The 24,657-nt window shown below is 39.9% G+C and carries 17 protein-coding genes; 1 reads left to right on the top strand and 16 read right to left on the bottom strand.

The window, feature by feature from the left end:
• Positions 1 to 28: 28 nt before the first annotated feature.
• A complete protein-coding gene (locus HMPREF1548_RS18415; protein ID WP_035322823.1) occupies positions 29 to 1,219 on the top strand; it encodes a serine hydrolase domain-containing protein in 1,191 nt (396 codons plus the stop codon).
• Between the two features lie 212 nt (positions 1,220 to 1,431).
• Here the strand turns inward: HMPREF1548_RS18415 and HMPREF1548_RS18410 are convergent, their stop codons facing one another.
• The 16 genes from HMPREF1548_RS18410 to HMPREF1548_RS18335 form a co-directional block, all read right to left on the bottom strand.
• A complete protein-coding gene (locus HMPREF1548_RS18410; protein WP_021637948.1) occupies positions 1,432 to 4,281 on the bottom strand; it encodes a CocE/NonD family hydrolase in 2,850 nt (949 codons plus the stop codon).
• On the bottom strand, positions 4,278 to 5,168 hold the full coding sequence (locus HMPREF1548_RS18405) for a carbohydrate ABC transporter permease (protein ID WP_035322820.1): 891 nt from the start codon (positions 5,166 to 5,168) through the stop codon (positions 4,278 to 4,280). Before HMPREF1548_RS18405 ends, HMPREF1548_RS18410 begins: the two co-directional genes overlap by 4 nt.
• Positions 5,169 to 5,177: 9 nt before the next feature.
• Complete coding sequence (locus HMPREF1548_RS18400; protein WP_051358435.1) at positions 5,178 to 6,128, bottom strand: ABC transporter permease; 951 nt, start codon at positions 6,126 to 6,128, stop codon at positions 5,178 to 5,180.
• Positions 6,129 to 6,169: 41 nt separating this feature from the next.
• A complete protein-coding gene (locus HMPREF1548_RS18395) occupies positions 6,170 to 7,696 on the bottom strand; it encodes an ABC transporter substrate-binding protein (RefSeq protein WP_035322817.1) in 1,527 nt (508 codons plus the stop codon).
• A gap of 14 nt (positions 7,697 to 7,710) precedes the next feature.
• Complete coding sequence (locus tag HMPREF1548_RS18390) at positions 7,711 to 9,237, bottom strand: stalk domain-containing protein (protein ID WP_021637943.1); 1,527 nt, start codon at positions 9,235 to 9,237, stop codon at positions 7,711 to 7,713.
• 26 nt (positions 9,238 to 9,263) lie between these two features.
• The gene (locus HMPREF1548_RS18385; RefSeq protein ID WP_021637942.1) at positions 9,264 to 10,790 is read right to left on the bottom strand and encodes an ABC transporter substrate-binding protein; all 1,527 of its coding nucleotides are present in this window, start codon (positions 10,788 to 10,790) and stop codon (positions 9,264 to 9,266) included.
• 3 nt (positions 10,791 to 10,793) lie between these two features.
• Entirely contained in the window at positions 10,794 to 11,558 is a 765-nt protein-coding gene (locus HMPREF1548_RS18380; RefSeq protein WP_198168651.1) for an alpha/beta hydrolase, read from the bottom strand.
• A 29-nt stretch (positions 11,559 to 11,587) separates the two neighbouring features.
• Positions 11,588 to 13,114 carry an ABC transporter substrate-binding protein gene (locus HMPREF1548_RS18375; protein WP_083493016.1) on the bottom strand — a complete coding sequence of 509 codons (1,527 nt, stop codon included), beginning with the start codon at positions 13,112 to 13,114 and terminating at the stop codon, positions 11,588 to 11,590.
• A 156-nt stretch (positions 13,115 to 13,270) separates the two neighbouring features.
• Positions 13,271 to 14,851 carry a response regulator transcription factor gene (locus tag HMPREF1548_RS18370; protein WP_021637939.1) on the bottom strand — a complete coding sequence of 527 codons (1,581 nt, stop codon included), beginning with the start codon at positions 14,849 to 14,851 and terminating at the stop codon, positions 13,271 to 13,273.
• 2 nt (positions 14,852 to 14,853) lie between these two features.
• Positions 14,854 to 16,593 (bottom strand): sensor histidine kinase, encoded by a 1,740-nt coding sequence (locus HMPREF1548_RS18365; RefSeq protein ID WP_035322811.1) that lies wholly within the window; start codon positions 16,591 to 16,593, stop codon positions 14,854 to 14,856.
• Positions 16,594 to 16,872: 279 nt separating this feature from the next.
• On the bottom strand, positions 16,873 to 17,922 hold the full coding sequence (locus HMPREF1548_RS18360; protein WP_021637936.1) for a LacI family DNA-binding transcriptional regulator: 1,050 nt from the start codon (positions 17,920 to 17,922) through the stop codon (positions 16,873 to 16,875).
• 114 nt (positions 17,923 to 18,036) lie between these two features.
• Positions 18,037 to 19,221 (bottom strand): MFS transporter, encoded by a 1,185-nt coding sequence (locus HMPREF1548_RS18355; protein ID WP_021637935.1) that lies wholly within the window; start codon positions 19,219 to 19,221, stop codon positions 18,037 to 18,039.
• Between the two features lie 37 nt (positions 19,222 to 19,258).
• The gene (locus HMPREF1548_RS18350) at positions 19,259 to 20,860 is read right to left on the bottom strand and encodes a carboxylesterase family protein (protein ID WP_021637934.1); all 1,602 of its coding nucleotides are present in this window, start codon (positions 20,858 to 20,860) and stop codon (positions 19,259 to 19,261) included.
• 24 nt (positions 20,861 to 20,884) lie between these two features.
• Positions 20,885 to 21,730: an alpha/beta fold hydrolase gene (locus tag HMPREF1548_RS18345; RefSeq protein WP_021637933.1), complete on the bottom strand. Its 846-nt coding sequence runs from the start codon at positions 21,728 to 21,730 to the stop codon at positions 20,885 to 20,887.
• Between the two features lie 37 nt (positions 21,731 to 21,767).
• Positions 21,768 to 23,789 carry an ABC transporter ATP-binding protein gene (locus HMPREF1548_RS18340; RefSeq protein ID WP_021637932.1) on the bottom strand — a complete coding sequence of 674 codons (2,022 nt, stop codon included), beginning with the start codon at positions 23,787 to 23,789 and terminating at the stop codon, positions 21,768 to 21,770.
• 9 nt (positions 23,790 to 23,798) lie between these two features.
• Complete coding sequence (locus tag HMPREF1548_RS18335; protein ID WP_035322807.1) at positions 23,799 to 24,656, bottom strand: ABC transporter permease; 858 nt, start codon at positions 24,654 to 24,656, stop codon at positions 23,799 to 23,801.
• Between the last annotated feature and the right edge of the window lies 1 nt (position 24,657).

The raw sequence follows: 24,657 nt of genomic DNA, 5'->3' as shown, positions 1-24,657 counted from the left end.
ATTTTCTACATATCAAAAGGAGGATTCTATGGGTACTTTTAAAAATCTTGACAAGCTGCTTGATTCGTTTACACAGGGTTCGATTCCCGGCTGTGCCTGTGTCGTCATGCAGAATCATGATATTCTCTACGAAAGCTATTCCGGCTTCGCCGATATCGAAAAGGGGACTAAAATCAACGAACGTTCCATTTTCCGCCAGGCGTCCACAACAAAACTTTTTACTTATGCCATCGGCATGATGCTGTTTGAGGAAGGGGCGTTCCGTTTCACGGATCCGATATATGATTTCCTGCCGGAATGGCAAAATACTACCAAATATGTGCAGCTTCCGGGGCGCGCAGCCCAGGTGGTTCCTGTGGAGCATCCCATTACTGTAAAGGATGCCTTTACCATGTCCTGCGGCCTTCCCTACTGTATGAGACCGCTTGATCATGTGACGGATAATCCTACCGTCAATGCCATGTCCGAAGCGGTAAGGCCCTATTGTAAAGATGGGAAAATCCCCACACTGCGCGACGAGGTCCGCGCCATGGGCTCCGTTCCGATTATGTTTGAACCCGGCACCCATTGGCTTTACGGGCTGGGAAGTGAAATTGTGGGAGCTATTGTGGAAGTAATCACAGGAAAATCTGTGCGTCAGAACATGAAAGAAAGGCTGATTGATCCCCTTGGCCTGAAGGATACCGCAACTTTCCTGGATGAGGAAATGATGGGCCGACTGGTCACCTGTTACCAAATCACTCCTGATAAAAAGAAAGAGCCTATGCCCCGGGAACTGGACGATATCATAAAGATCGGCTGTGCTCCGGAATACTCCAGAGCCAACTTAAACTGCAGCTGCAGGGATTTTGCCGTATTTATGAGCATGCTGGCAAACGGCGGCCGCTACAAGGGTGAAAGTCTTCTGGGAAGGAAGACCATTGACCTGATGAGAACGAATCAGCTTGGGCCGGATCAGCTCAGGGATTTCTGGCATTATAACGGCGTGGATATTCTCGGTTATGGCTATGGAATGGGAGTACGGACCCTGATGGACAAAGCCCCCGGCGCATCCAACGGCTCGCTGGGCGCCTTCGGCTGGTCCGGCGGTTACGGCTCCTGGGCGGAGGCCTCTCCTGAAGATCATCTCTCTATTGTTTATATGCACAATACGCAGGGAGAACATAATGAGCTGTTTCATGTGAAGGTCCGGGATGTTGTTTATGGGTGTATAGAATAAACATCTGTTTTATGCATTTATAAGGGGCTATCAATTCCTGACAGCCCCTTATCTTATTTCAAATATTATAAAAAACTTTTTTGTATCTATTAGGAGCTGATTTTAAAACAAATCCAATTAAAGGAAGTTGTGAAATCAGTTATTACAGTACCTGCTAAAAACACTTATTAAAAGTATTCTCCAGATATTTACCTGAAATCCATGACGAACAATTATATTCTCCTGCAGACAAAATCTATTACCGCCTTTTTTATTTCATCATCTTCGCCATACATACTATTATTATTGCAAAGCAAAAATGATTTCACACCCTGTTCACTCATTGCCTTAAACATACGAACGCTCTGTCCCATAGGAACCTGAATGCCGCACTCATATATTCCATGAACAAAACATGTTGGAGCACTGTTTCTGGTTACCTTGGAAATCGGGCTGGCATCATTTGTCCGTTTTACTAGTTCGCGGTAAGAAGAATCATTCCAATGAAGTTTTACATCTCCGAGTCCTTTTCCTTCTCCAGAGTGTCCAATCATACATCCCAAAGGTGCAAAAGGACCGTCTGACTGAAGAATTTTTTCGGGCTGGTTCGGCCATATTTCAGCGGAGTCTTCTGCAAAATGAAAATAATCTGTAAACCCAAAATATACAACTGCCGCATTAATTCGGCAATTTTCCTCAAGGCAGCCTCCCACAACGCCTTCCATATCCGGACTACCATTACATGCGGCGAGCATTGCCGCCAGATATCCTCCCATGGAGCCGCCGATTACGCCAAAACGCCGGCTGTTTAGATGCAACTCTTTGTTATGAGCTTTTATATAGCGTATACAAGCCCTAACATCATCATCCGGCATGGGCCAGATATTCGGCGGCGAAAGCCTGTAATCCAGAGAAGCAATTACATATCCCTTATTCAGTAAATCCTCTGTTATTGGATCAAAACTGTGATGATGTCCTCCATATCCATGAATATTAATAATACATGGGTAATTTTCCCGCCCTTGTTCCGGGTACAAAAGTGTAACACGTAAATCCATGGTCTTGCCAATCTGTAAATTAGGATTACCTCGCACACCTTTCATCAAAGGTACTGTAGCTATATATAGTTCTTTTCTCTTGGCAATTCCCTGCCATGCCGGAACTTCCGGAAGAGATGGAAGGTATTCCTGATTTTTTCTAAAGAAATAGCGTCTGGGAAGCTTTTCACGTGCATAGAATGTAGAGCCGTTCAAATCTGCCCATACCTCTACAAAATTTCCACTGACTTGTTTTTGAACTGTAAAATCAGAAGTTTCATAGATTAATGTATTATCGCCTTTTGGATAAACCTGTCGGCATGGATACTCATAAAACTTATCATTTTCTTTCAAATAAACAGCACTTCTAAAAATATACAATGTCCTCATTTTTTCATGAAATACTGTTATTTCTGGTTTAATGATAGGAAGAACCAAGTTTGACGGAAATTCCTTCCCATAATGAAAGTATACAAAAGCTCCCTCCGGACAAAAGTCTTCCGGCTGTTCAAACCCGCTGCCTCCGCAGGAAAGAGTAATTCGGATCCTGCTTCCTTTTCCGATTATTCTGGATAATGCTTCCAAATGAAAACTAAGCTTCAGCGGAGAATCCTCTTTTAGCTCCACTCTGTCTTCTTTAAAACCTCGATGATAAGGAATTCCTAATGAATTATAAATTGTATTCGTATGTGTTTTTGCATGAGATGCCCGAATCATCCCCTCACTTAAATAATGACTTACACCATCCGGAGTTACCTCTTCCAGACATGCAATAAAATTTCCATCCTTATTATTGGAAGTCACGTATAAATGCAGAATGGGGATTCCTGTTATTTCCATTTGTTCCGGAATCGGAGCTGAAGTAAAGCAGACCGCCTTCCTATCATATGCAGTCATATCCTGCCTGTTATCCCGATTCATCCTCCCCATCCCGCCATATATGGAAAGATCATCTCTTACCATATATTTATTCCTCCCGTTCTCTCCGGGCTCCAGCGTTGTTTTTCCGTTTTTCCCTAAATATAAGCACGAAAACATTGTTCCTTCTACAGGGAAATCTGCTTCATAATGCCACTGTCCCCCTTCACGTTCAATCGTATAGTATCTTACCGGAGGCTCATGCCTGTATGGATCCTCTTTTTCTTTCAGATAGGCATCAAAAAAATGAATATATTCCTGTACCCAGTCCAGTGTACCTCCCGGATACTCTCTGCACTCATGATAAATTCCGGTATGCATCCATGGTCCAAGTATCAGTTTGCCTCCCCAATGCTTATATGTCAGGATTTTATTTGTACATCCAGGATCAAACCATGCCCCCGTATGCCAGACAAAGGCCTTGCCAAATCTGATGCGGTCCATCTTTTCCCAAACCGGAATATCCAGATTAGGTTTGTATCCTAAATCCGGATGAATACTGTCCCTGTACATATTAGGCAAGTATTGCGCCAGAAATGGAAGATTACTCATATGCATCTTTGCTGCAGCTCTCGCCATCGGATAATCAGGTCCCGGATCCTCATCTACCGGATCGCCCAACAGAACCTGTGGACTTTCTGCAATTCCATGCGTCATATAGCTTACTCCATTAGGATAATTTTGATCATAAATATCCATACTGCAGTCACATGGAATTGCTGCGTATAATGAATCCGGTTCTTCCGCCAGCACCAGTTCCTGACTCATCCCATAATTAGATCCCCCATACATCCCCACTTTTCCGCTGCACCACTGTTCTGCCGCAAGAGTATCACATACCTTTTTTATATCTTTTCCATCGTATAGTCCAAAAAATCCATCATTTGTGCCAAAAGACGCACCAGAACCTCTAACGTCCATAAACGCAACCGCATAGCCCGCATTCAGGAACCGATGTACTGCATCTTTTTCCTGTTCATAAGCCATTCTTCTGGAAGTATAACCAGCTTTCAATAAAAGCGGCACCCTCTCCTCCGAAATCGGTAAATAAATGTCCACCGCCAATTTTGTTTGATCATTCGCCTCAATATATTTTGATATTCTTGAAAAAGAAGGTTTTTGAATCACCCCTTAATTCCCCCTATTACAATTCCCTTTACAAAATATTTCTGGAAAAAGGGATAAATAATTAAAATCGGTATAACTGCAATCACAGCGATGCCCATACGCACTCCGGACGTCGGTACGCTCAGATTCGATTCTCTCAAAGCAGCCACATTTGAATTGTTTGTAAGAAAATCCGCATTAGCCATCATAGTATTCAATACATTTTGTATTGTATATAAATCTGTGCGCCTTACCAAATAATAAAGGCCATTAATCCAGTCATTCCAATATCCCAATCCAGCAAGCAATCCAAGGGTTGCTACCATGGGCTTTGACAGCGGTGCTACAATACGGAACATAATTCCAAGCTCACTGCAACTGTCAATTCTAGCCGCTTCAATAATTCCATCCGGTATATTTGATGTAAAATAAGTCCTTGCCAAAATTACCGAATATGCTCCCAGCATTAAATTGGGAAAAATTAGTGCAAATATCGTATCCCCTATTTTCATCACATTTCCCCAGATAATATAAGATGCTACCATTCCTCCATTAAAAAGCATAGTAAAAAAAATGAAAAAAGATAAAAAACCTCTTCCAGGCAAATCCTTCTTTGACAGCATATACCCCAGCGACAACGTTAAAAATACATTTAAAGAAGTACCAAGCAATGTAACCAAAAAGGTCATGCCATAAGCTTTTAAAATTTTTCCTGCTGCTGAAAATAAATATTGGTAAGCTGTAAAACTGAATCTTGCCGGAAAAAAAGAATAGCCATTCAAAGTCAATGTAGTTTCGTCCGTAATCGAAGCCATAATCAGTAATATAAATGGTAATATACATGCACATGATAATACCGTCATAATAATATTCACAAATATTTTGAAAAACTTATTTTTTCCTGCCATATCAATCTCCTAAAATAATGCACTGTCTTTTTCAATTTTACGTACAACGGCATTGGCGCTCAGGACTAATAAGAATCCCAATATAGACTGTAAAAAACTTGCTGACAGGGAACGTCCAATATCATGGTCCTCCATAAGAGCTCTGTAAACATATGTATCAATTGTTGTAGTTGTGCTGTACAGCATACCGCTGTTCTGGGGGACCTGATAAAACAGCCCGAAGTCCGAACTGAACATTCTGCCAAATCCCATAATTGTCATAATGATAATTGTGGGTTTAAGAAGTGGAAGCGTTATTGCTGTAATTTGTTTCCAGGTACCGGCCCCATCAACTACTGCCGCTTCGTAATATGCTTTATCAAAACCTACAATTGTAGCATAATAAACGATACTCTGAAAGCCAAACGCCTTCCAAACCTCAACGATTGTCAATATTACAGGCCAATACCCCGCTGATGTATACCAGTTAACCGGCTCTGCCCCCAAAAATGCCAGTATGCTTTTGTTTATAAATCCATTTGTATTGCTCAGGAATGCAAATACAAGGTATCCGACTATCACCATAGACATTAAATGCGGAATCAGAATAACGGTCTGATATATTTTTTTTGCTCTGTGGCCGGTAACCTCGTTTAAGAAAATAGCGATGGTTACCGCCACCAAAAGATTCAGCAACAGAAAAACAATATTATATAAAACCGTATTTCTGAACATAATTGCGGCCCATTTAGAGTGAAAAAGATATGTAAAATTCTTTAGCCCATTCCATGGGCTGCCAAAGATACCCTTGGCAAAACTATACTTTTTAAATGCCAGTACAAGACCTATCATTGGCATATAATTGTTAATTATTAAATAAACTATACCAGGCAGTGCAATAAGATAAACCGGTAAATATCTCTTGAACCTGCGTTTCAGCGGTGCCTGTGTTCTGACTGGCGCACTGTTTTTTGCTTTCATTTCTATCTCCATTCCATTTGTCATAACAACGGCGACAATAATTATTTATTATTTAGAAAAGCATCGTATTGTGCCTGTTTTTCTGCAATCACGCTGTCAATACCTGCTGCTTTCAATTCCTTTTGAAATTCAGGCAACATAGTATCAATATCCACTTCCGCATAAATTAATGCAAGAAGATACTCATCAACAACATTCGCTACCGCGGAATATTCATCATAAACGCTGCTGTTATCAAATACAAAGCCCAGACCGTCTGTCACCTTACATGTACGATTGCTTTCCAGCATATTGCTGAAATAAGCCGAATTATCTGTTTCAAAGGGATACGTTAATGTACCATTAGGAAAATAAGTAGCACAACCTGCAACCCAGTTAACATTGGAAAGATCCTTACCATCCGCAAACCATGAACATCCATTTTCATCTACCACATAATGACGTCCCTCTATACCCTGCGCCACGAATTTTGCAACTACGGGATCCGTATACAGAAGAGACAGCATCTTCATTGCTGCATCTGGATACTTACATACAGAAGATATATAATACAGACTACCGCCAGACGATGCATTTGCAACCGGCTCATTAATTTTAAATACTACATAATCACCATATGTATTCATACTTGACTTTACTGCTTCAATACTATATCCTCCGCAGAATTCCCCTCCTGCAACACCATTTTTTAAATTAGTCGCTACTGCTCTGTCAGCATTAAGCGGATCGGTAAGAAACAAACCTGCATTTTTCCATTTTTGAGCATATTCTAAATAGTTCATAAATGTTTCTGATTCATAAAAATTTACCACTTCAGCAGTATCAATTCCTCTGTTCAAAAGTACTCCTTCATATGAACTATCTCCCATATTATCAACACCAATACCATAACTCACAGTCGCATCAATGAAAAAGCAGAGATCCGGAAAAAGTTCTTTTGCTTTAATAAGCATATCTGTCAATTCATCATAATCCAACATTTCCCCTTCTTTATCTGCTACTCCGATTGACTCTGCAATATCTCGACGTAATGCATAACAGTTGGATGTGGCATGTGAACTGACAACAGGAAGTCCATATTGTATACCGTTTAACTGGCCGCACGCAAGAAACTGTTCTCCAATCATATCTACAACCTCTGGATACTGTTCCAAATATTCATCAAGTGGAATACATTGTTCATTTGAAACTGCACCAGTCAGATTTGTGTAAAAACAATCTGTGAAAATATCAATAGGATTATCAGATGATGTCAGCATCAACGTCAATGTCGTCCCAATATTTCCCAGCTCAAAATCAACAATATTAGCAAGAACTCCCGCGTTAATGGAAATCAGATAATCATTTAACGCCTGATTTACAATATCCATATCAGTCACGCCCTGCAGAGTACATATTGCAAAAGAAACTGTTGGCCATTTGTCAGGATCCGATTCTTCTTTTTTTACTTCGCCACTGCCTGGTGTAGTCTTTTCTTTCTCCGCTGTCATCGGGGCGGTCTTTGAGCATCCAGAAATCAATGAACAGCACAATACAACTGCCAATAATAAACTCACTATTTTTTTCATATAATTTTTCTCCTTTAATCCTTTAGTAGTTCTGAAATAAGTGCTGCCATATTGGGACTCAGCGAACAGGGGTGTGTGTTAATATACATAACATGCTCTCTTTCACTGATATATTTTCCCAAATGCTGTGCAAACCATTTTATAGAAACATATAAAATGCCTTCATGTGTTTCTGCCTGCCGTTCCATACAATATATACGATTATTGACAACAACGCCAATGCTTCCTGCAGCTACCTGCATGTATTCTCCCTTCGGGCTAATCAGTTCAGCATATTCTCCATCTGTTTTTACCATATACCCCAAAATTGCAAGAAAGCTTACCGGAACATAAAGCACATCTTCAAATCCATCCGGTGTTCCAGGAGGAAGGCCTAATTCTTCTATCCTGTCCTGCCATTCAAATGTAACCTTGACATAGTAGCTGCGGCTGCCTTTCTCATCAATATGCTGTTTTCTGTTCCCAATATAAGCAAAAAGCTTTCCGTCCGATAATGCAACAGCATTTTCATCATATCCCGTTTCATCAGGAACCGTATATTCAACTGTTCCATCTTGTTTCCGACGCAGGCCAGAGAAAAAACAACTCCACATAGTATCCGCGCTATCAAAGGTCTGGCCATGTCCACGACCAAGCACTTCCCTAAAAACTACCGGTGCCAAACCGCCATCGTAAAATGCCATATTTTCATTTCCGATAATTCTCAATTTAGGATAAGGATTTACCTGATTTACCGTAATCCAAAATGAAAGATTACGCATTTCTTTAGATTCCAGACGGCTTGAAGGCCTGTCTTTTGCCAGCATTCCAATATCATTGTTAGAACAAAAATCAATATACGCAGGAACAAATGTCTCATGTTCACCCGGATTTCCTTCCGCGTCAAAAAAAGAATCCGCCGAGGCAGGCCCATTAGACTGACCTATTCCAGCAAGCATACCTCCATGCCTGATTGCAAAATTCATCGTAAAAAAGTCTCCCATGGACATACCCTGCATAAAAATTCTGCTGAGATCTATATTATACCGTGAACATATATCGTCAATTATCGCTTTCATCTCACGTACAAGCAAGTGTTCCGCAGGTGTATAAATATCAAATACCAGATTAAGTATATCTGCTTTTTTCCCTTTTTCTGATGCATTGTCATAATACGCTTTTCTTTCCTCCTGTGTTGGAAAATGCCAAGCGTTCGGATTAATATCCGGAAAGATTACAATGAACCCTTCTCTATCTGCCACACAACTCCATGAAGTTGCATGGCACTGCATCCACCCCGTATGTCCGCCTCCCGGACGGCTTATAACCAGAGGAACAGGTATTGTCCCGTCATAAACTGCCGGTACATATTCGGTCCAGGAAGAAAGAACATCATCAACCAGTCTTTTTTCTATGTGAGGAAGATTTTCAGAGGTAACATGTGAATTTTGATCATATACTCCTTTAGTATTTATAATCTGCCCAGACTTAGGGTATACCTGGTTGGCATCCACATCAATACTTTCACCCGCTAACAGATAAATTTTTTCTTTCTCCTTCATTTATTTCCTTTCTCCGGCCCTCTGATTTATTTGCTTTCAAGAAATTTATTCAGCTGTTCCTGCTTTGCATCTATCACCTTTTCTATACCAGCATCCCTTAATTCTTGCTGGAACTCAGGCAGATAGCTTTCATAATCTATTTCGGCATAAACCAACGCTTTCAAATATTCATCGATTACTGTGGAGACCGCAGAATATTCATCATAAACTTCACTGCTGTCAAATACAAAACCCACCGCATCTGTCACCTGGCAGTCCTGATTGCTCTTAATCATATCCTTATAATAATTCGGATTTGAGGTTTCGAACGGATAAGTTAAAGTTTTGTTCGGAAAATAAAATTGTGATCCTGCACACCAGTTCACCGTAGTCAGTTCTTTCCCTGCCGGATACCACGAACAGCCATTTTCATCTAATACATAATGAATATCTTTAATTCCCTGAGCAACATATGTTGCCACCACTGGATCCGTATACAGCAATGCAAGCATTTTCATTGCAGCATCCGGATTCTTGCAGACGGAAGAGATAAAATAAGCACTTGAACTGGATGATGCATTCACAAGCGGTTCATTCAGCTTAAACATTGTAAATTCATATCCATAAGTACTTATACTGGTCTTGGCATCTTCAATACTGTAACCTCCAAAAAATTCTCCGCCTGCCACTCCTGTTTTTAAATAAGAATTATCAATGGTCTGGTTCAGAGGATCTTCCAGAAATAACCCTGCATCCTTCCACTTTTTTGTATAACGAAGATATGATAAAAACTCTTCAGACTCATAATAATTTACCACCTCTGATGTATCCAGCCCGCGATTCAACAAAACTCCCTGAAGCGTGCTGTCTCCCATTGTATCGATATTCGTATTACATCCGGTTACTGAATTGATGATAAAACACATTTCCGGATGTGCTTCTTTGGCTTTCAGCAAAATTTCCGTCAATTCATCATATGTCAGTACTTCCCCATCTCTGTCAGCCACTCCAATTTCATTCGCTATATCTTCTCTTAACGCATATCCTGAAAATCCTGAGTATGCACCAACTACTGGAAGTCCGTACTGTATTCCGCTTATCTGTGCAAAGGGAAGATATTCTTCACCTATAACATTCACTATTTCCGGATATTTCTTAATATAATCATCTAGTGGAATACACTGTTCATTATTAACTACATCAATCATAGTTGAATAAAACATATTTGTAAAAATATCAATAGGTGTATCCGAAGATGACAGCATCAATGTCATTGTTGTACTTAAATTACCAAACTCAATAGGCACTATGTCCGCCAGAACACCTGCATCAATGGATACCAAATACTCATTAAGCTTATCCACTACCAAATCAACATCCGTAATTTCCTGTGTAGGAAGAATTGCAAACGTTACCGTCGGCCACTTTAATGAATCAGTTATCGTTCCCTCCATTTCCGCTATAGATACTTTTTCCCCGTCATTGCTATTTTTCTCCGCTGCAGGAGCAACGCAGCCTGCCAGAAGCAATCCGCTCATCGCAACTGCCAAAAATAAACCAATTATTTTTTTCATAACTTATCTCTTCCTTTTTTGCCTTTCAATGGTAATATCCTTTAAAAACTCCCTGATGCATATTTCCCACATGTCCCACTCATGACCCAGTTCATACGTATCAAAATCTGTAATTACTTCAGCGCCATTCTCCTGCAAAAGTTCTGCATACAGCAGCGAAAATTCGCACACATCCTCCGTTCCATTCATCATAAAAAACTTTGGAAGGCGTTCTTGGCGTGAGCCGGCCGCTTTCACCGGTTCAACCAAATCCGGTATCAGATTTGCTGCCAATTCATCATGGGACAGAGTTATTCTGTCTGCCTGAAACATTTTCTGATTAAACAAATAGCCCGAAAATATTCCAACTTCCGCAAAATGTTTTGGATAAGTAACACCATAATATGCAGCACCATATCCGCCTAATGACAGTCCCGCAATATATGTATCTTCTGTATTGGACGAAACAGGAAAATAGCCTGTGACAATATCATTTAATTCAGACATCATAAAAGTCTCAAAGTCTTCAACCTTAGGTTTTTCCCAAGCCATCCCCGGATAGGTTATCTCTGCTTTCCGCCAGCATGTATTTCTGGAAAAAGGCATAACCACTGCTATTCTGGCTTTTTGTGCATAACGTTCTATCGCCGTGTGACGTATCCATGGTGTTCCATCACCGCCATGCAATAGATAAAGAACCGGATATTTCTCTCCTGTCAGGCCGTCAGGAAGCAAAATATCCACACTTGCAGGATACCCTAGAGCCTGAGAAGGAAATTCACATTTCATAAACATATCTTTTCTCCTCCCAAATCATCTTATTTATCTGCCAGAAAAGCATCATACTGTGCCTGCTTCTCTGCAATAACTGTCTCAATACCCGCAGCTTTCAATTCCTGTCTGAATTTTGGTAAATACTCATTCACATCCACCTGATGATAAATAATAGCTTTCAAATACTCTGTTACTACATTCGCGACTGCCGAATATTCATCATAGACACTACTATTATCAAATACAAATCCTAATCCCTCTGTAATTTCACATTCAGCATTACTTTTATTCATACCTTTATAATAATCAGCATTGTCTGTCTCAAACGGATAGGTAAGAGTCCCATTGGGAAAATAAAAGAAAGTTCCGGCGCACCAATTAACATTAGATAAATCTTTTCCTTCCGGATACCACGAGCAACCATTATCATCTACCACATAATGAATACCTTCAATGCCCTGCGCAACGTATGTGGCAACTACAGGATCCGTATATAACAGAGCGAGCATTTTCATAGCGGCATCTGGATGCTGGCTTACAGAAGAGATAAAATAGGCACTGCCACCAGAAGAAGCATTTGCAATAGCATCATTGATTTGGTAAATAACAAAATCCCCGTACGTATTCATGCCGGATCTGGCAGCTTCTACACTATATGCACCGAAGAATTCACCTCCGGCGAGTCCGTTATTCAGCATTCCGGCAATTGTATTGGAATTATTCAGCGGATCATCCGCAAACAGCCCGGCCTCCGACCATTTCTTGGTATAATCCAGATATCTATTGAACTCATCTGTTTCAAAATAATTTACGATTTCATTCGTATCTACTCCTCTGTTTAATAGAACACCTTCATATGAGTTATCTCCAAGTGTATCAATGCCAATCCCCAGACTGACTCCTGCATCTGTAAAAAAACACAACTCTGGATAAGCCTCTTTTGCGTCTATCAGAATTTCTGTCAAGTCGTCAAAAGTAATCTTTTTCCCATCCAAATCGTCTGCACCAATGGTTTCTGCAATATCACGGCGAAGAGCATAAGTATTCAGTGATGCATATGCATTTACAATTGGCAAACCATATTGAATACCTTTCATCCGACCAAATGGAAGAAACTTTTCCCCAATTACATCAATTACTTCCGGGTACTCTTTGAGATAATCATCAAGAGGAACGCACTGATCATTTGCAATAATATCATTTAATGTGCCATAGAATAAATTGGTAAACAAATCTATGGGCTGTTCCGTAGAAGACAGCATCAATGTCAGTGTTGTTGACAGATTTCCGGCCTCCAGACACAAAATATCAGCATAAACTCCTGCATTAATAGATTCCAGATACCCATTTAACGCATCATTAACCATTTGAAGGTCCGTAACTTCCTGTAATGGACAAATTCCCAAGGTAACAGTCGGCCAATCTGACGTATCTGTTTTATTTTCAGCTTTCTCGGTCTCTGTCTCACTCTTTGACATCGTTTCTAAAGCTGCAGTTTCAACATTCCCACACCCTGTAAGCAGTGTACAGACCATCACAGTCACTAACAGTAACCTTAATCCCCTTCTCATAATTTTCTCCTTTCAAGACCTTAGATAAGATTTAACATCTTTTCTTTGATTATATTGGGAACAAGAAAAAAGAAATAGCCTTTTTCTATCCAAAACACTTACACTTTCTGCCAAAAAAGGCATAGGAAAAATCCTATGCCTCATCCTTGATTCAGTTTATGAATTATTTCTATATTCTAATGGAGTGCACTTTTCTACTGCCTTAAAAGTTCTGATGAATGTATTGTAATTCTCATATCCTACATGATCCGCTATTAAAGTTACTGTCATCTCCGTTTTCGTCAGAAGCATTTTTGCCATCTCCATCTTTTCATGGACTATTGCTTCCTTTATCGAATATCCCGTACGCTTTCTAAATAGCTTTGTCAAACTTTCAGGAGTCCTGCATACATAATCAGCAATCTCGCTTACAGACATCGGTTCATCAACATGTTCCTTAATGTATTTTACAACAATATCAATAACATCTTCACATTCATCTGACTTTTGAGCGAGCACTCCTGCGATATAATGTACCATTTCTCTAAATTTCTCTACATTGCTATAAGAATTCATATACGTGGAGTAATCCCACGGCTCTTTAAATATCTCCTGTGAAGGAATATTGCATTCTATCAGATATCTTAATAGAGTCCTGCTAAATGCCTGGTGAAAAGGTATCATAAAATAAACATTTATCTGTTCTTTATTTTTATCCAACATATTCCATATGGAGTAGCAAAATTGATTATATTCGTGCATGGTCAACATTTCGTGCCATAGTTTCGCCTCATCCTCAAACGAATACTCTTTCACCATTGGAGAACCTTCATCGGTCTCCCACATCACTTTTTCTCCTTTAGGTACATAATGAGAAATATACTTTTGTAAACTTTGGTATGCCGACTTTACTTCCCTTTTAACTACCTCTTTTCCAAAACAATATAAACTTTCTATACCCAAAAGCATATCGCAGTTTTTTTGTATTATACTTATTTTATCATATAGTTGCTTCCTTTTTTCCAATCCATGACTATAGTCCGTCAGAAAAAGTATTCCTGCATATTCCTCATCATTTTTTATCATTAACACACATTTTCCCTGAATTGAGTATAGCTGTTCATTCATAATATTTTCCAAAATAAAACGTTGCAAAGCTCGCTCCATTCTTTTAGATGATACCATTCTCTTAGTAATAAGTACCGTAAAAGGCACCATAACTAAATTATCGCAACTGCCGATCTCACAAAAGTCCATCAAATTTTTCAGAAACATTTCGTCCTCATTTTCCGACAGCAGCCATGACAGAACACCTCTTCTCAAAACCTCTTCTTCTCTTGACTGATAAAAGCTTCCCTTCTTTTCCAACATTCGTTTTTTTTCCTGCAGATGATATTCAATTATAGCATTTTGTAATACCCGTTCCAGATCATCTTTCGAAACTGGCTGAAGCAAATACTCAAAACCATGAATGGAAATAGCTTCTTTTACATAATTAAAATCGGCATGGGATGTCAGAAATATAATTTTAGTATCTGAAGAAAATTCATTCACCCACTTTGCCAGACTCAGCCCATCCTCCGCAGGCATTTCTATGTCACATAGCATTATTTCATATTTATATTCTCTATACTTTTCTCGGGCAGCATCGGCGCTTGTAACAATATCCAGTTCGTCAATTCCCAGTACCTGACAATCCACCTGACTGCGAATCAAATCCAGAACTATTTTCTGATCATCAACTGCCAGTATTTTCACTTTTATCCCCTCCTGCCTTCTTCGCTATTCTTTGTGTCCGCACATTCCTGCTCGATATAAACCTCAGCGACTGCGCCCCCAGATACTCCATTATATAAAATTACTTTTGCCTTCTCCCCATACAAAAGCCATAAGCGGCTACGCAGATTGTCTATTCCTATATGCTCTTTGCTGATTACCGGCGCGCAAAGCGGTTGATTTACTGCAGCTATCATTTTATCACTATACCCTTTTCCATTATCGCTGACCACCAGTAATAGAATATTCTTTCCATCAACACTTATAAAAGAAGTTCTTATTTTAATATCCAAGATTTTTCCGTTAATCTGCGCATATTTATAGGAATTTTCAACAAATGTCTGAAGTGCAAAAACTGGAATAAGACTGCTTTTTGTATTTTCGGCAATTTCTTTTTCCAATAATACCGGTGTCTGGTGCAGAATCGACATAAGAGAATAATAATCTTGTATCATCTCTTCTTCCTCTGCAAGAGAAACCGTAGCCGACAAATAGGAAAGCCTCTTTCGCATATAATCTGAAAGCACGCGCAGAAAAACGTCCAGAGAAGGACTGTTATTCTGGTACAAGGCGTCAATACTTTTAAGACAATTTAAGAAAAAATGAGGTTTTAGGCAAATTTGGTAACTCTGCAGCTCCACCTGCTGCTTTTCTGACTCCACCTTAAAAATTTCATACTGTAGATTATAGATACGCCTTATCAGTTCATCTATTTGGATTTCTATCTCACGAAACTCTTGTACTTTACTATAGGTTTCTTTCTGATGGGGTATATCTTTTTTTTCCAGATTATTTACTTTTTGTACTAATTTATTTATCGGCACCAGTACCACCTTTTTAGCAAAAGCATTGTAGCCAAATGCAATTATGACATTTATTACAGTTATTGCAATAACCGATATCCAGAAGTACCATTTTTGCCAAAACCTCATGTATATAAGATATGGCCTTATCATTACTAGCCGTATATTCCTGCCGCCAATATGTGAAGATACAAGCAGATATCTGTATCCATTCAGTCGGGTACGCTGCATAGCTTCCAAAATCTGATCTTCCTCTATAATTTTCTCACCAATATCGCATAAATAATTTGAATCCTTATCAACGAGAATTAACTGGATATCCGAATCTTCATGTAAAACCTCATTTTCATAAAACCTGTTTAATTCGAGGAAATAACCGACACAATATGTACCATTTCCGCGTATTGTCAATAAAAATTTCTTATTATCAAACGATTCAATCCCTGAATAAAATGTTTCTCGTCTTTCATACAGCCATCCACGCAGTTCATGATTTATCGAATACATCTCTGGGGTACTGTAGTTCCCACTATAGCAGCTGCGGAGAGCATTTCTTGTACCATCATAATAAAAAACCCCACCATATTCATTGATAGAATCAGCTTTACTTTGCATTGCATTCTTTAAATAATACTCCCAGTTAATTCTATTTAACATTCCAAGCTGATGCGTTAGTATATGAAAACTATTATTTTCGGCATATAGGCTTTCGACATAGGAGTCCAATACATTTAACTCAACCTCAAATTTATCAGAGAAAGTCTCAACTACATAATTATTTGTTTCAAAAAATTCATCCCTTATCTCATAAATAAAGGATAATCCGGAAATAATCATCAATATAAAAAGCATTGTTATTGATATAATAGTTATAATTAGCAACCGAAAACGCAATGTTCCTATTTGCTTTTTAATTTTCACAAGTTTTCTCCTAAGAATGACTCATTAAAATATTTGCTAAATTTATTTAAAAACAGCTAAATAAACCAAAGTTGTATATATTCATTTTTGCTTTCATTTATCTATATAAACTAATATTTCTAAATTCATTATACTATTAATATATTGTATCTTTCAAGGCACAATTAAGCTAAATTTATTTTTTTGCTAAATATTATATTGCAAGCCAACATATATAAAAAGAGAAGTACTGTGTTTACAAAAAATACAGTGCTTCTCTTTTTATAATACTCTATTATTTTAGTCACATTTTTCCGGATTGGGAAAACTCTCCCTGAACACAAAGTCTGCCGTCTTTATTTTTGCCATCGGCTCCTTAATATTATTTTCAAACATTGCAATCAATAACGATATAGCGTCTTCAATCATATCATTAACAGAAAATCGAATACAGCTAATTGTAGGCTTCATGATGTTCAGCAACTCATTATCTCCGTAACAGATTATACTCAGATCCTCTGGAACCGATAAATTTTCTTCATTAAGAGTATAAACAGCTCCAATCGCAATTTTATCCGACATAATAAACACTGCCTGCGGAATTTCCTGCTGACTCAGCAGCTGTTTCATCGCCGTTCTGCCGCAATCAAAGGTGCGTTCCTGCGTATCTATTTTCCAATTTTCTTCAACCCGGATTTCGTATTCTTTACAAGCCTGCAGGAATCCTAATTGCCTCATTCCAGGGCCTCGCCCTTTATAAATTTGCGTAATAATTCCTGCTGTGGAAATAGCAGCTTTCTGAAATAGCTTTGCACACTCCCTTCCAACCTGATATTCGTCCACATATACACTGCTGAAGCCTTCACCCGGCACATTCATAACTACCACAGGCAAATCCAATTGCTTATTATTCAGGTAATCAATATCCTTCTCAGATGTACCGACTACAAGAGCGCCATTATACATGCTGGAGCTGATTACACTGTCGCATTCTGAAAGATTATCATATTCAAAAAATTCCAGAATATAATCAAGCACATATTTCTTATTTTTTTCAGCTGCCCATAATCCTTCATTGATACCGGCTATTCTCTCCCCTGTGGTACGGATGTTCATAAAAATTGCGATGACAAAATGAGATTTTTGCGTATCTGCATTCCGTAACCGTCTCGCATACACATTAGGATGATAATTCATTTCCTGCGCCATCTTCTGCACAATTTCCTGTGTTGCTTTAGAAATCCTCATTTCATCGCCTTTACCGCTCAATACAACAGAAACTGTGGAAGGTGATATATTTAATCTTTCAGCAATCTGCTTGATTTGAACAGTCTCATTTTTTTTCTTCATCCGCCATATGTATGATTAAACCAAAAAACAGCAATCACACTTCTCCTTAATTTATCGTACTGATTTCAACGCTTTTCCTGATATTGATTATTATAATACAATTATTATCCAATATCAATGCGCCAAATCCGCTATAACTCTTTTCCCTTCCCGTTTTTGATACATATTAAAAATTACCAATGAAGCGATCATTATTATCCCTGTTACATAAAACATAATCTCATAATTAGTGTTTTCCGCAATTTTACCGCAAACTATAGGTCCTATTCCCTGACCGATGTCTGCCCCAATATAATAGGTGCTTGTGGCAATACCAACTCTTGCCGGACCCGCTTTTTTGATACATGCTGTCTGAAGGGATATCTGACCGCCTCCCTGGCTGAATGCTTTAAGCACCGCCGACAATATGATAAGCGGCATTCCATAAGCGGCCCCCAGCAGCGCCATGGAAACCGCGCCTGCAATAAGCGAAAAGTTTACTACGCCTGTTAATCCGCTCTTGTCCACCACCTTCCCCATAAAAAGCCTGAGAACAAATAATATAATGGCATTCACAGAAAAGAATAATGGAATTCCGGAAATATTCCTGCTCGTTCCAAGAAGCTGCAAAAAAGAATTTACAACACCGTTACACATGGAGAACATGCCTGCAACCAGGGCATATATAAGACAATCCCTGGCAATGAGATTTTGAACGGAAATTTTTTCTTTCTTTTCCGTACTATATTGCGCCGGCGCATACTTCAGAAGCAAAAGAACAGCTACTGCAATAAGAGTAAGGAAACAAATACAGTAAAATAACGTATGATATCCAAAACGGTTCTTTATCGCCACCCCAAGGCTGGGGCCGCAAACCTGTGAAAGCACCTGCCCCATACCATAATATCCTAATCCCTCTCCCATCCTTTCTTCAGGTATATATTCGCTGATTAAAGACATATTGGCAGTTCCGCTGATACCAAAGGCCGCGCCGTGAATAATCCTGATAATCATCAGAGCGCCAATATTTGCCGCCAGACCATAACCAAGCATAACAAAACATATTACAGATGTAGCCAAAAGGCACATATATTTCCTGTTTACCCTGTCTGCCGCTATACCGCTGAAGGGGCGTACCAATAATGCTGATATCGAATATATTCCTGCTGCCGTACCTGCTATAGTTAAAGATGCGCCTATTTCCACTGCATAAGAAGAAATCAGGGTTGAAATCATACTGTAGCCGAATGCAATTAATAATCCAACCAGCATCATCATATTATAATTTCTGTTAAAAAGAACCTTTTCCTTTTTTCTCATATTTCCCTCACTTAAGCTGTTTTAGATTTCTTCCCCCTCAATTGATCTTAATAAACCTTTTACATATTTTTTTAAACGCAGGACATTCCTGATATTCCTTTATAAGAGGGAGCAGCAACGATGCATCCCTAAGCCGGACTCCGGATGTCATAACAAAAGCTTTTCCTATCTTCATCGTATTCAGAGTACCATTTCCAACCTGCTTCCAAAAATTTTTATTATCTTCTCCATTGGGATTTCCTGAACGGGCAAAGTTATACCATGCATTACGTATCTGCCTTTGGCATTCTTCATCAACAGTACTGTCTTTCATAAATAATATGGGGATTTCTGCTCCATGCGGGCATCTTGTATTCTTCCCCCCGCCCGTACCCTGTAAAGCAAGATAATAAAGATAGGAAGAAGAGCCTTGTTCTGCAAATATCATTCCATAGCTTAAAGCCCCCATCCGCAGATAAATATCATTTTTTAAATCTCTGTATGCATCGAAATCTGTCCTCGCCATTTTTTCATTTTCTGCATATAAAGATATAATATCCTCCCTTCCTCCATGTAACGGATCAAGTTTTGCTTTACAATGGTCCAATAACATTTGTTTCGCTTCGGCCCATTTACCGGGTTCTTTAAATCTTTCAAACTGCTGGTCATATTCCCCCTCATTTGTCCCTCCAAGGAAATCTATTCCGCAGCATCCGGTCTGTATGAAGTAATCCCAATAATTTTCCGGGATTACAGCATTATCAATAACAGGGGAAAAAAGCTTTGAATTTACGCCTGAAAATATCGGTGTTCCCCCCATAGAATGCTTTATAATCTCATTCTGCACTCTCAATAAGGTCTTCGCTTCCAGCCTTTCAGCCTCTTCCACAGATTTCACATGAAGGCGTTTGAAAAATTCATCAGATATCGTAATACTATCCTGATATGAGGTCAGACTCAAATCCATAGCGAACGAACTTTCACAGATAACCCTTTTAAATAGTCCTCTGGCCTCCGGCATCAGAAGCAGGCTGCTTATATTGGCAGAGCCAGCTGACTGCCCAAATAATGTTACCTTGTTTTTATCACCGCCAAAGGCTTCAATATTTTCATGGATCCACTTCAGGCACTGTACAATATCCAGTCTCGCAAGATTATTACTGAATTGATAACGTTCTGTAAAACCGTTCAATGTGGAAAGATTTACAGAACCCCAGATTCCAACCCTGTAATTGGGAACCACGACCAGGATATCAGAATTATTTTCCACTATCTTCTTCCCGTCAAACAGCGCTTCTCCGGAACCTGTTTTGCAGCCAATATTATTTCCGGCTACCTGGGCCCCTCCATAGATCCAAACCATTACTGTTTTTCCGGTTTGTTCCAAATCCCTGCCAAACAGATTCAGGTTCAGACATTCCTCATTCATTTCGACGGGAATCCCATAGTCCTCCTGTACAATGTCCTGCCAGGGGGAAGGCCCGTAACTGCATGCGTTGATTTTAACTTCCGGTGTTGTTTTCACGTCGGCTGCTCTTTCCCACCGCGCGGCTGTACCATATGGAATTCCCAGAAAGGAACAGGTTCCTGTCTCCTTCTCTGCTCTTCCTATGTAAGTTCCTCTTTTAGTGACAATTTCTTTTATCCCTGCACTTCCCATATCTTCCTCACACCACAATCCTTATTATAACCCGCGATCTTCACAAAAACGGACAATATCCCTGACGACCTCATCTTTATGTTCCATATCCAGCCCATGAGTTGCATCTTCATATATAATCATTTTAGAACCTGTAACCGCTTTACATGAACGTACCAGATTTTCAGGCAGACAGATGGGATCGTGCATACCGCCCATCATCAGCACAGGAATCTTAACCTGGCTTAAAACCGCAATTAACTCTTCTTCTGTTTTTTGCTTCGGAAAAGGTTTTCGCGGATTCAAACGTGCTTCTTCCAAAGACATATTCCGCATGTTTTCGATTTGTTCCTCATGGAACCGCAGTTTCAGTTCCCAAAGCTCTTCGCTCATCCCTTCCGGACGTTCTCTTGAAAAATCAGCGTCACAGGCGTCGCAATGTGCTTTCCATGTTTCTTCTGTCTTTGCTGCCATTATGGTTTTCATACGTGCAGAACCTGTTTCCTGTCCATCCTTACTATGAGGTCCTCCCACAATAGAAAAAAAGGCCCTGACTCTTTCCTGATGATTTACGCAAATATGCCATCCTATTCCCGCGCCATGGGATACTCCCGAATAAAAAAACTTGTCTATTCCCATTGCATCTGCGAAATCACAGGCATCCTGTGCCCACATATCATACCATGTATCTCCCAAATCTTCCGTAATATGTGTTGACCTTCCAAATCCGCGAATTACAATATCGTACACATGGAAACCTGCCTTCTCAGCAAGATCAATTGTCCAGTTTACCACTTTTGAATGGCTTTGCTGGCAGCAAAGTAAATATCTTTCTCCTGTTCCGTATTCTTCATATTCAAGCTCTATATCCTTTATTTTACAAACCGCCATTTTACTTCCTTTCCGCCTGCTCCTGCAAGGCTCCAATTTAACAGGACTTTTTTACAGCAAAGCATGCTACAAAATGTCCCTTTTCAACTTCCTGGAAATCCGGGATCTGCTGTCTGCATTTTTCCGTTGCCAGCTCACAGCGGTTACTGAACGGACAGCCTTCGGGCCTCTTTACAATACTCGGGACTTCACCTCTCAGTTCATAGTTCTTCTCTCCCTCCTGAAGAACAGGATCCGGTATTGGAACTGAACGCAGCAACGCTTTTGTATAAGGGTGTAATGGATTTTTATATAAATCACTGCTGCTGGTTAATTCTACAATTACCCCCAAATACATCACCGCCACCCGATGACTGATATGCTTGACCACCGATAAGTCATGCGCCACAAATAAATAGGAAAGTCCCAGCTTTTCCTGCAAATCTTCCAATAGATTAATAATCTGCGCCTGTATTGAAACATCTAACGCGGATATCGGTTCATCACAAATAATGATTTCCGGTTCACAGGCCAAAGCTCTGGCAATCCCAATACGTTGTCTCTGCCCTCCGGAGAATTCATGGGCGTACCTGGTTTTGAGTGCAGGCTCCAAACCGACCAGCTTAAACAGTTCATCCACCCTGTTATCATACTCTTCTTTGCTCTTCACCAGGCCATATGGAAACAGCGGTTCCCCTACAAGCTCTTCTGCCGATTTCCTGGGGTCAAGAGAACTGGAGGGGTCCTGGAATATCATCTGTATTTTTCTTCTTTCCTTCCGGAACAAACGCTCAGGTACACCCAGTATTTCTTCACCATTAAGATAGACCTTCCCCACTGTTTCATCCAATAATTTTAAAACCGCCTTTGCCGTTGTTGTCTTTCCGCAGCCGGATTCGCCAACCAGCCCCAATGTTTCACCTTTATATAATTGAAAATTTACATGATGCAATACATTGAGATTTCCGCTTTTTTTCTTGAAAAAGCCTCCCTTTACAGGAAAAGATACATCAATATCCTTTGCCTCCAGCACCACTTCATCCCCCGGCAAAGATTTATGTACCGATTTTTCTGTTTCCCAGCTTTTTTCTTTTTCATCCAGTTCTTCTTTGCTCAAATAGCAGGCAATAAAATGTGTTTCACTTTCCTGTCTTAAAGCCGGCATAGCTTTTCCATAACATTTCTCACATGCATATCTGCACCTGTCGATAAACTGACAGCCTTCTTTCCTGTTTGTTGGCGTCGGAGGATTTCCGTCAATTGGAATCAAACGGTTTTTATCATCGTCCAGTCTGGGGACTGCTCTCAATAACCCTCTGGTATATGGATGCGACGGCTCATGGAATATTTCCATTGTGGTTCCGGCTTCCACAATATTCCCGGCATACATAACGTATATCCGTTCTGCATATCTGGCTACAATTCCCAGATTATGGGTAATCATCAATAATGCTGTATTTTTTTCTTTTGCAAGCGTTTTGAGCAGATCCAGTATTTGTGCCTGCGTCGTAACGTCCAACGCTGTTGTTGGTTCGTCCGCAATGATCATATCCGGATTCCCCGCCAGGGCTATGGCTATCATAATCCTCTGTCTCATACCGCCGGAAAACTGGTGCGGATAGTCATATAAACGTGTTTTCGCATCAGCAATGCCGACTTTTTCCATTAATTCGACGGCTTTCTCTTCCGCCTTCTTTTTATCAGTATCAGAATGCAGAAGAATTGCTTCTATAATCTGAAATCCTACTGTTTTAACCGGATTAAGCGATGTCATTGGTTCCTGAAAAATCATCCCGACACGTCCGCCCCGAATTTTTCTCATCTCGCTGCTGTTTGGTTTTGAACTTAATATATTCCTTCCATTAAGCAGCACCTCTCCATTATCAATTTTCCCCGGCGGTGTCGGAATCAGCTGCAAAGCCGCCAGCTGTGTCTGGCTTTTCCCGGATCCGCTTTCTCCAACAATCCCCACAATTTCTCCATGATCAACATAATAGGATACATGATCGACAGCTTGTGTAAGTCCATCCAAATTTTCATAGCTCACCGAAAGATCTTTCACTTCCCAAAAGTGTTCCATAGCAACCTCCTATAATGTTCCTCTTAATCTTGGATCTATTGCATCCCGGATTCCATCACCCAAAATATTAAAACCAAAAACCAACAGCATAATACATATGCCCGGCGCCATCGCATAAACGGGCCTTGATAAAAGTAATGTATACGCTTCACTCACCATACCGCCCCAGCTGGCTACAGGAGCGGATACCCCTAACCCTAAAAAGTTGAGGCTGGATTCTGCTAATATTGTAAATCCTATATTTGCTGTTAATACCACTAAAATCGGCGATATGCAATTAGGAAGCAGATGTGACATTATTTTCTTTTTATTACTGATTCCCAACACCTTCTCCGCCGTCATAAAGTCAGAATTTTTTATCTGTAATACCTGTGCGGTCAGCAGTCTTGCATAAGTAGGGACTGTGGATATTCCCAGTACAAGTACAAGCCCTAAAATACTTCCGCTGGAAAACATTATACTCAGCGCCATGGCAAACATAATATTGGGAATTGCCAGTAATGCATCTACAATTCTTGACAAAACAGTATTGACAATACCTCCGTAGAAGCCGCTTATCAAACCAATTGCCACTCCCAGAATACTTGAAAGAAAAACCGAAAGGACGCCAATACATAAAGAGGTCCTTGTTCCATACATCAACCGGGTCAGCACGTCCCTTCCCAGCTTATCCGTACCAAGCCAATGTTCCGAAGACGGCTTTAACAGAGAACTTGTCATATCTGTTTTATATGGATCATAAGGGGATAAAACCGGAATGAAAACGGCAATCAGGACAAATAAAACAACAAGGCAGACAGCAAATACCACTAATTTCCTGCTGAACAGCACTTTCAGGCTGTAGGTAAAACGGGACTGATGCTTCATA

Origin of the sequence: Clostridium sp. KLE 1755 (genome assembly GCF_000466465.2) — a bacterium.
Taxonomy (GTDB): Bacteria; Bacillota; Clostridia; order Lachnospirales; family Lachnospiraceae; genus Eisenbergiella; species Eisenbergiella porci.
Note: the sequence above shows the minus strand (reverse complement) of the source record. Positions and strands in the feature narration are given on the sequence as shown.

Excerpts from the sequence above, each read along its gene's own strand:
- HMPREF1548_RS18415 (WP_035322823.1), top strand. The coding sequence starts at position 29 with ATGGGTACTTTTAAAAATCTTGACAAGCTGCTTGATTCGTTTACACAG.
- HMPREF1548_RS18405 (WP_035322820.1), bottom strand. The coding sequence starts at position 5,168 with ATGGCAGGAAAAAATAAGTTTTTCAAAATATTTGTGAATATTATTATG.
- HMPREF1548_RS18400 (WP_051358435.1), bottom strand. The coding sequence starts at position 6,128 with ATGAAAGCAAAAAACAGTGCGCCAGTCAGAACACAGGCACCGCTGAAA.
- HMPREF1548_RS18395 (WP_035322817.1), bottom strand. The coding sequence starts at position 7,696 with ATGAAAAAAATAGTGAGTTTATTATTGGCAGTTGTATTGTGCTGTTCA.
- HMPREF1548_RS18390 (WP_021637943.1), bottom strand. The coding sequence starts at position 9,237 with ATGAAGGAGAAAGAAAAAATTTATCTGTTAGCGGGTGAAAGTATTGAT.
- HMPREF1548_RS18385 (WP_021637942.1), bottom strand. The coding sequence starts at position 10,790 with ATGAAAAAAATAATTGGTTTATTTTTGGCAGTTGCGATGAGCGGATTG.
- HMPREF1548_RS18380 (WP_198168651.1), bottom strand. The coding sequence starts at position 11,558 with ATGAAATGTGAATTTCCTTCTCAGGCTCTAGGGTATCCTGCAAGTGTG.
- HMPREF1548_RS18375 (WP_083493016.1), bottom strand. The coding sequence starts at position 13,114 with ATGAGAAGGGGATTAAGGTTACTGTTAGTGACTGTGATGGTCTGTACA.
- HMPREF1548_RS18360 (WP_021637936.1), bottom strand. The coding sequence starts at position 17,922 with ATGAAGAAAAAAAATGAGACTGTTCAAATCAAGCAGATTGCTGAAAGA.
- HMPREF1548_RS18355 (WP_021637935.1), bottom strand. The coding sequence starts at position 19,221 with ATGAGAAAAAAGGAAAAGGTTCTTTTTAACAGAAATTATAATATGATG.
- HMPREF1548_RS18350 (WP_021637934.1), bottom strand. The coding sequence starts at position 20,860 with ATGGGAAGTGCAGGGATAAAAGAAATTGTCACTAAAAGAGGAACTTAC.
- HMPREF1548_RS18345 (WP_021637933.1), bottom strand. The coding sequence starts at position 21,730 with ATGGCGGTTTGTAAAATAAAGGATATAGAGCTTGAATATGAAGAATAC.
- HMPREF1548_RS18340 (WP_021637932.1), bottom strand. The coding sequence starts at position 23,789 with ATGGAACACTTTTGGGAAGTGAAAGATCTTTCGGTGAGCTATGAAAAT.
- HMPREF1548_RS18335 (WP_035322807.1), bottom strand. The coding sequence starts at position 24,656 with ATGAAGCATCAGTCCCGTTTTACCTACAGCCTGAAAGTGCTGTTCAGC.